General features: G+C 60.0%; 14 protein-coding genes. 6 read left to right on the forward strand and 8 right to left on the reverse strand.

Annotated elements, in window-relative coordinates; genetic code table 11:
- Positions 1-304 precede the first annotated feature (304 nt).
- Positions 305-1,024, forward strand: coding sequence for an SOS response-associated peptidase (locus JOD69_RS15520; RefSeq protein ID WP_348529965.1), 720 nt, complete (start codon positions 305-307; stop codon positions 1,022-1,024).
- Positions 1,025-1,199: 175 nt separating this feature from the next.
- On the opposite strand, the gene JOD69_RS15525 is transcribed toward JOD69_RS15520, so the two are convergent.
- The 5 genes from JOD69_RS15525 to JOD69_RS15545 all read right to left on the reverse strand — a co-directional run bounded on the left by JOD69_RS15525 (position 1,200) and on the right by JOD69_RS15545 (position 4,223).
- Positions 1,200-1,766, reverse strand: a complete 567-nt coding sequence (locus JOD69_RS15525) for a Uma2 family endonuclease (RefSeq protein ID WP_086135694.1) — start codon at positions 1,764-1,766, stop codon at positions 1,200-1,202.
- 146 nt (positions 1,767-1,912) lie between these two features.
- Positions 1,913-2,389, reverse strand: coding sequence for an AP2/ERF family transcription factor (locus JOD69_RS15530; protein WP_210024059.1), 477 nt, complete (start codon positions 2,387-2,389; stop codon positions 1,913-1,915).
- Between the two features lie 99 nt (positions 2,390-2,488).
- On the reverse strand, positions 2,489-2,968 hold the full coding sequence (locus tag JOD69_RS15535; protein WP_156881409.1) for an HAD domain-containing protein: 480 nt from the start codon (positions 2,966-2,968) through the stop codon (positions 2,489-2,491).
- On the reverse strand, positions 2,965-3,363 hold the full coding sequence (locus tag JOD69_RS15540) for a DUF4326 domain-containing protein (RefSeq protein ID WP_156881408.1): 399 nt from the start codon (positions 3,361-3,363) through the stop codon (positions 2,965-2,967). The genes JOD69_RS15535 and JOD69_RS15540 overlap by 4 nt, the downstream gene beginning before the upstream one ends.
- Entirely contained in the window at positions 3,360-4,223 is an 864-nt protein-coding gene (locus tag JOD69_RS15545; RefSeq protein WP_210024060.1) for a phage Gp37/Gp68 family protein, read from the reverse strand. The genes JOD69_RS15540 and JOD69_RS15545 overlap by 4 nt, the downstream gene beginning before the upstream one ends.
- A 61-nt stretch (positions 4,224-4,284) precedes the next feature.
- On the opposite strand from JOD69_RS15545, the gene JOD69_RS15550 reads away from it, so the two are divergent.
- Together JOD69_RS15550 and JOD69_RS15555 are read left to right on the forward strand one after the other, a co-directional pair.
- On the forward strand, positions 4,285-4,578 hold the full coding sequence (locus JOD69_RS15550; RefSeq protein WP_156881407.1) for a type II toxin-antitoxin system RelE/ParE family toxin: 294 nt from the start codon (positions 4,285-4,287) through the stop codon (positions 4,576-4,578).
- A 3-nt stretch (positions 4,579-4,581) separates the two neighbouring features.
- Entirely contained in the window at positions 4,582-4,893 is a 312-nt protein-coding gene (locus tag JOD69_RS15555; protein ID WP_086135699.1) for an addiction module antidote protein, read from the forward strand.
- 314 nt (positions 4,894-5,207) lie between these two features.
- Here JOD69_RS15555 and JOD69_RS15560 read toward each other — a convergent pair whose 3' ends face one another.
- Genes JOD69_RS15560 through mobI form a run of 3 tightly spaced genes read right to left on the reverse strand, consistent with a single transcriptional unit; the run spans position 5,208 to position 7,599 of the window.
- A complete protein-coding gene (locus tag JOD69_RS15560; RefSeq protein ID WP_156881406.1) occupies positions 5,208-5,357 on the reverse strand; it encodes a hypothetical protein in 150 nt (49 codons plus the stop codon).
- Positions 5,342-7,027, reverse strand: a complete 1,686-nt coding sequence (locus JOD69_RS15565) for a BRO family protein (protein ID WP_210024061.1) — start codon at positions 7,025-7,027, stop codon at positions 5,342-5,344. The genes JOD69_RS15560 and JOD69_RS15565 overlap by 16 nt, the downstream gene beginning before the upstream one ends.
- A 2-nt stretch (positions 7,028-7,029) precedes the next feature.
- Complete coding sequence (gene mobI, locus JOD69_RS15570) at positions 7,030-7,599, reverse strand: conjugative transfer protein MobI(A/C) (protein WP_210024062.1); 570 nt, start codon at positions 7,597-7,599, stop codon at positions 7,030-7,032.
- Positions 7,600-8,242: 643 nt separating this feature from the next.
- Between mobI and JOD69_RS15575 the strand changes: the two genes are divergently transcribed.
- From JOD69_RS15575 to JOD69_RS15585, 3 genes are all read left to right on the forward strand, one after another.
- Positions 8,243-9,235, forward strand: a complete 993-nt coding sequence (locus tag JOD69_RS15575; protein ID WP_156881404.1) for a PRTRC system protein D — start codon at positions 8,243-8,245, stop codon at positions 9,233-9,235.
- 298 nt (positions 9,236-9,533) lie between these two features.
- On the forward strand, positions 9,534-10,520 hold the full coding sequence (traF, locus tag JOD69_RS15580) for a conjugal transfer protein TraF (RefSeq protein WP_156881403.1): 987 nt from the start codon (positions 9,534-9,536) through the stop codon (positions 10,518-10,520).
- The gene (locus JOD69_RS15585) at positions 10,517-11,953 is read left to right on the forward strand and encodes a conjugal transfer protein TraH (protein ID WP_347257313.1); all 1,437 of its coding nucleotides are present in this window, start codon (positions 10,517-10,519) and stop codon (positions 11,951-11,953) included. The genes traF and JOD69_RS15585 overlap by 4 nt, the downstream gene beginning before the upstream one ends.
- The last annotated feature ends 4 nt before the right edge of the window (positions 11,954-11,957 follow it).

Below are 11,957 nucleotides of genomic sequence, written 5' to 3' on the forward strand. Positions count from 1 at the left end.
TCGCTGAGAAGCGAAACGGATTGGAAGAAGGGCCATCGGATGGCCCTTTTTGCTGCTCACTGTTTGGTCTTCTATTCAGTTCAATCATCTACAGTGACTGGAACTGTGAGGGCGTGAGCAGATTGCTGGCGGATAACAAAAGGCCCGGCTGTGGGGTGGAAAGCCGGGCGTGTGCCGCGTTGTCGTAAGTTCAGGCGCAAGCGCATTTTATAAGACAACAGCGCGGTTAATTGAAGGTTAGACCAGCTTCGGTAAGTTGCAAGCCTACGATCATGGCCGCTCTGGTTGAGTGGCCGCATCCTAGGTGACCGCTTTCCCCAGACAGCATACACTCTCCTTCATGTGCGGACGCTTTACCCAATACACCGATCCCAGACGACTGGCCCGGCAGTTCGAGATTTCGGAAACCAAGATCCGGGTTTTCGATATCCGGCCCCGCTATAACGTCGCGCCGACGCAGCCTGTCTTGGCCGTCCGGTTGGATCATGAGGGCGAGCGAGAGCTGGTCCCGCTGACCTGGGGCCTTCTGCCTTTCTGGGCCAAAGAGTCCAAACTGCCCTACTCCACCATCAATGCGCGGGCGGAAACGGTGGCCGACAAACCCGCTTATCGGCAGCCGTTTCGGAAGCGCCGCTGCCTTATACCCGCAGACCTTTTTTATGAATGGAAAGCGGAAGGAACGGGCAAACAACCCTATGCTATCGGACTCGAATCCGGGGAACCATTTTCCTTGGCAGGACTGTGGGACCGCTGGGAAGGCGACGGACAGACGATCGAATCCTGCACGATCATTGTGACGCAGGCCAATGCCCTCATGGCGACGATCCACGACCGCATGCCGGTGATCTTGCCACCGTCCGCCTATGACGTGTGGCTGGATCCTAAAACCCCGTTGGAAACCGCCCAGGCTCTCCTACAACCGTTTACAGCCGAACCCATGCGGCTTTATCCCGTAAGCCGGCGGGTAAACAGCCCGAAGAATGACGATCCCACGCTGGTGGAGCCGCTTGCCCAAGCGATCTGAAGGCAATCGGGCGAGTTCCACCGGCCGTTAGCCCGGTCGTCGAACCGGCGCCAAGCATCGCCTCGTAGGCCTGCAGAGCATGTGCCTGACGCCGCCCAGGGAGCGGCGAATCGTACCGATGCATCCCCAGCGTGGTTATCGGCCAAAACCGTGGATCAATCACACCGTCGTGGACTTATTCAAACAGATGAAACGCTACCGCCTCGAACGGCGGCGCCTGGATCGCCTCGCCCGGCCCGAACCGGCCGATCGGGCGAAAGCTGCCGCCGTCGAGGATCAGCGCTTCGAGCCAGGGCGCGTCAGGCTCGATCATCCAGACGAAGGGGACACTGTGGCGGGCATACAGCGGAAGCTTTTCGTTCAGGTCGTAATCGCGGCTCGTGGGCGACAGCACCTCGCAAATCCAGTCGGGCACAACCCGGAACCGATGATCCTCCGGCATCGAGGGAAGCCGCTCGCGCCGCCAGCCCGCCAAATCCGGCACCGTTACTTCCGCATCGAGGACGAAGTGAACTTCCGGTTCGTCCAGAATCCACCAGCCGCCCGGACCTCCCACACCGTCCTCGAACGGGTCGCCCAACCTTCGGCCAAGCACACTGGCGCTATGAATGTGTTTGCCCCTGGGGCGCGGCAGCGCGTGAAGACGGCCGTTGACGAGTTCCGCCGTGTAGCCGGCCGGCACCGCTTCCAGGTCGGCGTAAGTTGCAGGGCCGGTAGAGACGAAATGGACTCGGGCACTCATTTGGAGTCAACCATTCGAAACGTGGGCGTTAGATATCATTGTATCGAGGATCGGGACTTATTCAGAGTTTCCTGCGGCTTTTTCGGGGCTTCCGCACATCTACGAATACAAACCGGAACTCGCACGTGCAACGTCGATGACACGACTCACCCTGCTTGGTCGATGTTCTTCAACCAGTGCTGCAACCACTCTGGCGGTGGCGGACAGGTTTTTGGCACCGGGTGACCGGTCGCCTGTCGTCGCACCTTGGCAGCCAGGCGGTACGCACCCTCGTAGCCGTACTTCCGAATTGAAAAAGACTGCTTGGCCTGCCGACCATCCCGGATAAATCGCGCGGTCCAGCAAGCTTTCGAGGGACGTTCGCGGCAATCCACAGTCACGGAAAGTCCGACATAGCCGTCCTGATTCCGCCGGTCGCGCGCGTGGTAACCGACTTTCGTGGCCGGTGGTATTCCATAAACCACGACCATTTCGTCGCGAAACCGCTGGGCGGCATTGAGAGCTCTCTCTGGTCCGCCATGGACGCTGTCCGAGAATAACCGTGAAGCGACCATCTTCCCGTCCCAATAAACTCGTACCCACCACCCGCATGTGCTTGTGTCGAGCCGGGTGATGAAGCGCATCGGTTTCGATGATTTTGATCCAGGCCGCCGGGTCCGAGACCTCGCCCTTTCCGGCTCGATCGAGCGTTCTCCTTTCAATTGACTGTCTCGATGCATTGACTATGACCCTGTCCAAGGAGAATGAGTCCACGCTGCAAGGCGGTCCGCCAGCCTCCTCCGGCCGACTTCGTCCAAGGCCTCATTTCTAGAGAGCAAGATGAGCTGCGGGCAACCCGGCACGAACAGTGTTCCGTCGTCATCAATAGCGAGCCAGCGTTCGATGCCAAACGAACGACAATACGCCTCGATCTCCCGTTGTCGAGAATACGGTCCGGGAAGGACCGCTGTCGCCCCGATCAAGCGATCTCGGAATCCCGCCGAGAAATAGTCGAGAAGTTCGTCGAACGGCTCCCCTTCCCGCCAGTTTGATGAAATGACGATGTCGATGTCCGGATAGCCCCGCAGGGTCGCTTCGAACGCCGGCAGGTACCGGAACGTCGCCGATTGGCTGGGATGGAGCACACCGTCGAAATCCAGGAATAGCGCGAAGGGCTCCGGTCTGCGAATGCAGATGGGCAGGAGGCGATGGATCGGGTTCATTGATCGGTCGTCCGGTCCTGCGAATCCGGCCGCTTCTGAGCTTGAGGCGCGAGATCAGACCCGGCAGACCCCGCGATTTCAAGCAGCACGGCGGCATGGCAGTCGTCGGATTCGCCCGGCTTCGGCAGCGGACACCAGCACGCGAGGTTCTTGCCCCAAAGCTCGCGACGCACGTCGGCGGCCGTGAAATCCAGCCGGCCGGCCTCGAGGTCGGCCCGGAAGTCCGCTTGCGCACGCTGGCGCCGCTCGTCAACCGGCCACTCTCGAGGGTAAGCGTCCAGCGGATGCGGGTTGCCCCATCGGGTCGAGCGGTCCACCTTGACGGTATTCGGCGGCATACGCCAACCCTTGGTACGGCGAAGTTGCACGCGGAATGGCGTGGTCGGTTCGTTCATCGGCGCGGCTCCGGGATCTGGTTCCATTCGCGTCCGTCGAGCAGGCGGCCCGCGACTTTCCTGCCCGCCCGGCAGAGGCGTGTGCCGTCGACATCGATCAGCCGTGCCGTGCGCGGATACGGTTCGGCCTCGAATAACGGCGCCCACTCGCCCCATTGCTTGAAAAAGAAAGCGGTCTCTAAAGCGGCGCATTCGTCACGGAGCGCCCGCACCCAATCCGGACGCATCGGCCGGGCGTGTGCGCCGGACTCGCCGCCGACGATGACCCAGTCGAGCCCGCGGCCTTCACTCGCAAAAAGCGGCGTTAAGCCAATCGCTCCAAGCAGCGGCTCGACGCTCAGTCCGCGGACCCGTGCCGGCACGGCCAACAACTTCGGAATGTCGCGGCAGGCCTCGGCCTGATTGCAGACGGTGATCAGCAGCCAGACGTTCGGGTAACCCCGCGGCCCCCAGTCGGGCGGCAGCATCCGAGGGGCATTGCCGATGCGCTTCGTCACGAGTATCCAATCCAGCCAGGGCGTGGACCGAATCAGCGCCCACAGATCGGCGCGCCAGCCGTCTGGTACTTCGTTGTCGAACACGTCCGCCAGCGACGCGCAGAAAACACGCGGTCGGGTGCCCGTCGCCACTGCCTCGCGGTTCCACTTCAAGGGCGTGCTCCAATAAGTCTCGCTGGTTCTCCGGCGTGGCCGGGAGGGTCCCCAGGTTACGAGGCCGCTCCGCTTCGCCCAGGTCTCGGCGTAGCAGTGGTCGCAGGCCAGACTCACCTTCGTGCAACCCACCCAGGAGTTGAAGGTGTGCGTGGTCCACTCGATCTTGCTGTGCTCGCCCATACTCTCGGCCGAAAAATTAAAGACCAAAAGGATTGTCGTTTGTGAACCATGGTTGACACGCGCTTCTGTGTCAACTATAAATCACACTATGGAACTCATCAAGAGCAGTACCTTTGATCACCGGCTACGCGGTTTGAAGGATCGCCGTGCCGTGGCACGCATCCAAGCACGGTTGGACCGTCTTGCAAGCGGAAATCCAGGCGACATTAAGCCGGTCGGCGAAGGTATCTCGGAAATGAGGATCAACTACGGACCCGGATACCGGGTTTACTTTATGCAGCGCGGGCCGGTCGTTGTCGTACTGCTTTGCGGTGGCGACAAGTCCAGCCAGGACCGCGACATTGCCTGCGCCAAAGTCATCGCCGCACAGTGGAAAGATTGAGTTATGAGCAGCGAAACCTTCAGCCGTTACGATACGGCCGATTATCTGGAAACCGAAGCGGATATTGCCGCCTACCTGGAAGCCGTTATTGAAGAGGGCGGCGACGATCCGGCCTTTATTGTCCACGCGCTTGGTGTTGTCGCCCGCGCGCGCAATATGAGCCAACTCGCCCGCGACGTGGGAATGAGTCGCGAAGGCTTGTATAAGGCTCTATCCGGGCAAGGAAACCCCAGCTTTGCCACGGTGGTGAAGGTGGCTCATGCCCTGGGGTTGCGGGTGACGTTCCAGCCTGAGACGCCGGCCGCCTGCAACTAGACATGAACTCTCCCGCCGCTAAACCGCTGGGGCGGTTGTAGCGGGGGTTTCCGGCCTTGCGGCTTTTGCTTCCTGGTTCCGCGTCCTCTGCGTCCGGCCGTTTCCGGCCGGACGGCTTACCGGGGACTCCCCAGGCGTGACTTCGGACCGTTCCGGCCCTAGTTTCCGCTCAGTCTGCCGGCGCAGGGCGCAGCGCGTGCGGCGCGGGGGTTGGTATTCCCCCGACAACAGCAGCCGTACGCCCCGGCGATCTGCTGCCTGAAACTCTTCGCGTCTCGCCCAACGTACAGAAGCACGGCTTCACGCAAGCGAAGCTACCCAAGCATCGTATCCACGGACACTTCTCGCGCTCGTTGAAGCTCGGTTCGTAGCTGGACGACGAATTGCTCCAGGCGCTGGATTTTCTCGATCAGCGCCGTTTCGACGACGGCATTTGCGATTTCACTGTTCAGCCGATCTGCCATGCCCGAATCGCCTCCACCAATTCCTCCAGCGCACTCACGACCTTTGCCTTGGCGTCCACCATCTGCTCGGATGGTTTTTCCCAACGCGGCGCGTATCTTTCGTATGCGGCTTCCAGGAACTCTTCCACACGCCGTTTCAAGCTTTCTATATCCGTCTGCGGATAGGTATTGTTGATGCGCGGCACATCCTCCAATACCTTGGCCAGCTTCGACTTTAACAGGCTGTACTGGATATGCGGTTTCGACACCAACACACGCGTTACTTGGAGACCGAATCTACCCACCATTCTCACGGTATCGCCAACATGTTTGGACGGGACGCTCGCGGAGCACAACATCGTGCCGCCACTCGAAAGTCCAAACAACATTACATAGCCGCCCTGGACGGCGGGTATGTCGAAGATTTTCAGTTGCTGATTGGCCGGAGGGCCGTCGTAGACCCAGAGGTCGAGCAGAGAACACGAAGTGGACGATGCGTCGGACGTCCTGGCTTTACTTCCATCATAACGGCCGGTCCTTCGGATGGCCGGGAGCACTTCACCGGCAAGCCACTTCTGGAACGGGATGGCCTTGGGCTTGTCCGAGCGGGCCAGGAAGAAGTACAAGCCTTGTTCGGAAAGGACGGCCATATCCTGTGCCCCGGAGGGGGTCACAACGGATGTGACCCCACGCCACTCTTCAGGGACATGTGCAATTCTCTGCATTCCGTTCCAGGAATACCCCAACGCCTCCGCCACATCCTTAGCGACCACCCATAGTTCGTCCCCGGTCCGGATCACCCGGATGTCTTTGTCATCGAAGCGGAAAGGGGACGCCGGATTTTGCTGAACATCGAGGCCGCTCGACGCACCGGACTCCGTACTCCCTTCGGCCACGTATTTATCCGCCTCGACGAGGCGTTCGCCAGTGATGCGGCGTTCACAATCGATGAGGTGCCTCCGCACCCTGCGGCCTTGTTCGCTTCGTTCAAATGCCGCGACTTCTTTGGCCATGTCCAGCGTAAGGTGATAATCCTTGCCGCGGCGGTCACCGCCGCGGCCTTTTTGATTCCTCGAATTCGGGGAATCAATCACGATGTAATCGTTATCCTCCTCGAAGCCATACTCGGAAATACGTTCCTTGATCCACGTCGAGAAATCCCGCCCCACGGCCAGAAACCGGTGCAAATCCCGCGCATTACACACCAGGTGCTCGATTCCGCCGATCGTCGCGGTGAACACGGGAATCAGTGGTCCGTTCCAAGGAGATGCCTCCGCGGTTGCTGTCTCCGACTCATGGATTGGATTGCGTTGCTCGCTCGTCCGCCCCGGCACAGCCGGCGACACCGACATCCGTTCGAGCGAGGGCAACAGCTCAGTCGCCACCCATCTACGAAACGGCTGTACGGCTTTCGGATTCCGGCCGGCGCGAATCAGCGCGCGAAGACCGGCCTCGTCGACCACGGTCAGCTCTGTGTGGCCACTTGGTTCGTTCTTCGGGACTACGGTGCTTTTTCGCCTGTCGTCGATCCCGGCCAGCGCCATCGGACAATCGCCAAGGCCGAGCGCGGCGCACACATCCACGGCCACGAACCAATTCCGTCCTTCCCGGCGGATCACCCGCACGTCCAGATTGCCACCAAACGAGAAGGCTATCGCCGTCTCCACCAAGTTGCGTTCGTTTTCACCCATCGTCAAGCCCCCTCCGTTTCGGTTTCTTTCGCCTCCGCCGATACCCGCTGCGCCGCCGCCTGCATCGCCTCCATGGCGGTGAACCGCGCGCCGCGCACCTGTTTGTCGTAAGCCACCAAAGCGTCGCGGATCCCGATCAGGAGGTCCATCTGCTTGCGGATTTCGGCGAAAGCCGTCTCGACTTCGGTCACGAGTTCCGCGACCCACTCCGGCTCGCCGTTCAACATCCGATCCAGGGGATATTGGTAGCTGCGGCCCCGCGCGTAGGTCTTCCGCGCGATCGACCGCCGCTGGCCGTCCAGGCGCATCACCCCCATTTCGTACCATTCGATGGAAAAGGCGCCCGTGTCCCGAGTCTTGAGCCGCACTCCCAGCGAGCCACGAGCGTGCAGCTTCTGGCCGACGCGCCCGTCTTTCAGCCGGGCCCAGTAGTCGTCGACCAGGAACTTCGCTTCCCGGCGCAGCGCGTCGAAGCGTTCCGCAAGCCAGACATAGGCCGGCTCCGTGCCCGTGACGACGGGCGGTTCGGCCGCGGTCCGATTGGTCTCTTGCATAAGGTTGGAATTACTCATGGCGTCACCTAACTGTCCTATCTGGTTGGAACCGACCCATTCGGTTCCAACGGGTTTTCCAGCGTCGCTCCGCTCGTTTTCCGTCGTGGTCCCAATGTTTGGGGACCGACATGGCACTGACAACTTTTGTTGCCTTTTCACCCGCTTCGAGGCGGCTCCCTTACGACCCTAACCCCCAATCGGCCACTTGCAAGGGCGTTCTCAAATCGGCCGTTGACGCATCCTCCTTTCAATACTCAGGTCTATTCGCCCGGTTCCAACGACGTGGATTTTCGGACGGGCGCTCGGCAATCGGTCCTTGCCCCACGGTTCTCACAATGCGTTCCGTTCAAGCTTGCGATCGGCGGAAAGGCGCTGTCCAAAACACGATACCCCACAGGATGAAAAGCGGCGCTGCACAAAAACGCCAAAATCCGAACTTTGTGAAACGCCACTCCGATTTCCCGCCGCTATAGTGAGCGAAATACTGGAAACGCTCTGAAGACGCCTTTCAACACCTTTCGACGTTTTACGACGCTCTTGGTGTTGATTGGCGTCGTTGATACCCAGTAAGCAAGCTTCAGACACGTCGATTCGACGTTGTTGAACGTGTTTCGACACATTTCAACGTGTCGCGACACCAATCAACTTCTCGGAGAAAAAAGTGATTGTTGCCGTCGATATCGGATACGGAAACGTGAAGTATGCCTGGAGGCGCGACGATGGAAGCCTGGCTGCCGGGCATTTCCCTTCGATCGCCGCCTTGTCGGTCGCTCGAGAATTAAACGACGGGGCAACAGACGGGCTAAATGTCGTCCGGATCGAGATCGGGCACGAGTGTTACGTGGTGGGCGAGGACGCTGGGCTTGCCTTGGCTGGCCACGAATCGGGGCGAATTCTGAACCGCGGCTATCACGACTCAAATCCATATCTCGCCCTTTTCCGAGGCGCTCTCACCTACCTTGGAAAACCACGACACGTCGATCTCGTTGTGACTGGGCTCCCCGTCGAATACATCCAAACTAGCCGGGATCGGCTTGAGAAACGGTTGGTTGGCGAGCACCCGTTGCCGGACGGATCAATAACCCATATCAGACGCGCCTGGGTCATTCCTCAGCCGGTCGGCGGTTTTCTGCATCACGCCATTGGCCACGGCGTTTATCAGGACCTTCGTAACAGTCTGTCACTGATCGTCGATTGCGGTTTCTTCACCGTTGACTGGATCGTGGCAAAGGGGCTCAAAGTTGCGTTCGAAAGGTCTGGAAGTACACCAGGCGGGGTTTCCCAGATCCTGGTCAAGTTGACGCAGGCGGTTAGCGAGGAGATCGAGGAACCGTTCAACGACGTCGCTCGGTTGGATGAAGCCGTGCGAAACGGGTATCGCATGGACTTGTACGGCCGCCCGTACGATTTCGGGCATTTGATGCCGCGAGTACGGCCCGTCATGGATCAGGTTTGCCAACGTCTGCTTGATACAGTGGGCACGATGAGCGACATCGGCACCGTTGTCCTTGTTGGCGGCGGCGCTGCGCTTTATCAGGACGCCATACGGAAAATTTGCAAGCGCAATCCTCTCGTCCTGGTCAAGGACCCGATGCATGCGAACGTCAAAGGATTTTACCTCGCCGGCGAGGAACGACTTAAAAACGATGGGTAAGCCTATTCGTTTGAATCTTTTGATTCGTCAGGACACTGACCCTGAGTTGTACCGCTATTTGTCAGCGTTGCCTCCACGCCGGCGTTGCGACCGTTTCCGGCTTCTTGCCGAGAGGGGGTTGACCATGGAAACCACCGGCGCACGTCACCTCGACCCGGCCGGTCAGGTACCGATACATGAGAGCAGCGGCGCCGATACCGGGGACCTCGGCAACGATCTCGCCGAATTGTATTAAAAGTCCGTGTTTTCCCAATTTTTTGCAGCGTCGGCCTCTTTCTTTTTCTGGAGAATTCCCAATATGCGTATGCATCGGAACACCCTCCTCTGGTTGGCGTTATTCCTCGGGGAGCCTTCGGCCCACGCCCTGGATGATTTATTCGGGGATGGGCCGTCCTTTTTTGAGGACCATGCCAGAGGCTGGTTCTGGTACGAGACCCAGCGCGAGCCGGATCTCACCCCCGAGCCGGAGCCCCCGCCTAAGCCGCCTGAACCGCCGCCGGCCTCGGCACCCGTGCCGGCCAAAACCACTCCATCCGAGGAACCCGTGCCGCTATCCGCCGAGTGGTTCCGGAAAAATCTCGACCGCTACCGGGACCGGGCCATCGACCACCCGACGCCGGAAAATGTCGCTGCCTACTATTACCTGCAGCGAGTGATGATGGACAAGGCCCAGCGCTTTACCGAAGTAGCGCGGCACGTTGTCATGTCCGATCCTTACCTGGACGAGACCGTGCGCCGGCCGATTGCTACCTATGCAGTCAACGAGGCCAACCGGCAGTCTGGTCAAGCGGCGGGCGAGCTGCTGAACGAGATCGCCACGCAAGCCGGGATCCTGTTCTTTTTCCGCTCCGACTGCCCCTATTGCCATATCCAGGCTCCCATTCTCGCCATCCTGGAGCGCAATTTCGGTTTCACGGTCTATCCGGTGTCCCTGGACGGGAAACCCATGCCGCACGGGTATTACCCCACATTCAAGCAGGACCGGGGGCAGGCGGCCCGCCTGGGCGTCGTATCGACGCCCGCGATGTTTCTCATGAAGCCACCGCGCGAGATCGTCCTTATCGCGCAAAGTGCTCTGTCTCTCGAAGAATTGACGGGGCGCATCCTTCTCGCCGCAAAAGAGGCTGGCTGGATCGACGACGTACGTTACCAGAACACGCGTGGACTCCGTCCAGCGCCGCTGCTTGTCACCGACTCCGCCGGTATTCCATCCGATGCCCTCGATGATCCTGTTCGCCTGATCGAAGTGCTGCAACTACCAGCAGACGTAAGGAGCTTTCCGTGAAGACCGCCTCTTCGTTTTCAATTTCCGTCGCTCTGATCCTCGCCATGCTGACGCCACTCCCCACCTCGGCGGGTTTGCAGGATGAGCTGGACGGGATGTTCGACACCCTGGTCAACGTGACCGAACCGACCGCCCACTTCGGCCAGCGTCGTGGGGCCATCACCGGCGGTAGCCTGGTGATGCGTAACGGAATCACCAACACCAATTTGGTGAGTTTCGTGCCGCCCTCCTTCAGTGCGGGGTGCGGCGGTATCGATCTGTACGGTGGCTCGTTCTCGTTCATTAACTTCGACCAGTTCGTCCACCTCCTTCGGAATATCGCATCCAATGCGGCTGGTTACGCGTTTCAGCTTGCGCTCGGCGCGATGTGCAAGGACTGCCAGAACGTCATGAACTACCTCCAGCGGCAAATCCAGGAACTCAACCAGATGTTCAGCAACAGCTGCCGGCTCGCGCAGGGAATCGTCAACGACACGGTTCGCGCGTTCGAACTGCAAAAGCACGTCGAACTCTCCGAAGTCTCGTTCACGAAAGGCATCGCGGACGTTTTCTCGGCTTTCACGAACACGAGCACCGCCGGTGATCCGGTCAAACAAGTCAAGGAGAACGCCCCCGATGAAATGACCAAGGTGATCCAGGGCAACCTGGTCTGGCGTGCGCTCAAAAAGCATAACGCTGGCGCCTGGTTCCGCTTCGGTGGTGACGAACTGCTCGAAGCGGTGATGAGTGTAACCGGATCGATCATCGTCTCCGAACCACAAGCATCACCTGACGGCCAGGGCGAGAACACTCCGATCTCGGTCCTCCCCGAGATCCTCTCGATCCGCCATCTTATCAACGGTTCCGGCGATGGTCCGTACCAGAAAGTCAAGGTCTATCGCTGCGACGGCCACAACGAAGACGAGTGCCTCCATCCGGTTCCCCAAGACGTTTCGCTTACAGGGCTCCGCCAACGGGTCGCCGAGATCCTGCTCGGCTCCGGCAACGCCGGAGACGGTCTAATCCAGAAATTCGCCACCGGCGAGGGCGAGCTGACCGATAGCGAGAAGGCTTTTATGGAGACCGTGCCGAGCGCCATCGGCGGCATCCTCCGCAACCTTGCCCGCGAGGATGCCGGAATGGCGAAGCTGTTCGCGGACGAAGCTGGCCCCGTGATTGCCCTCGAACTGGCCCAGATCATCCTGAACGACATGATGGCCGCAGTTCGTGCGGCTGCCGCATTGGAAGACCATGCCTATGCCAAACGGCTCAACGACACCCTGACTCAGGCACGGGAAGCGGCCGCCGCCGAATACGAAGCCCTGTCCGGCCGGTATGGCAATCCGCAGACGCTCATGGCGTTCTACCAAAACCTAATGAACGCAGCCAAGGCCAGGAATTACGCCTCGAACGTCGCCGCCCCGGCGAACTCGCCCGCGTGGCCCGCTAAATGAGGAC

It is taken from the genome of Methylocaldum sp. RMAD-M (assembly GCF_017832375.1).
Lineage (GTDB): Bacteria > Pseudomonadota > Gammaproteobacteria > Methylococcales > Methylococcaceae > Methylocaldum.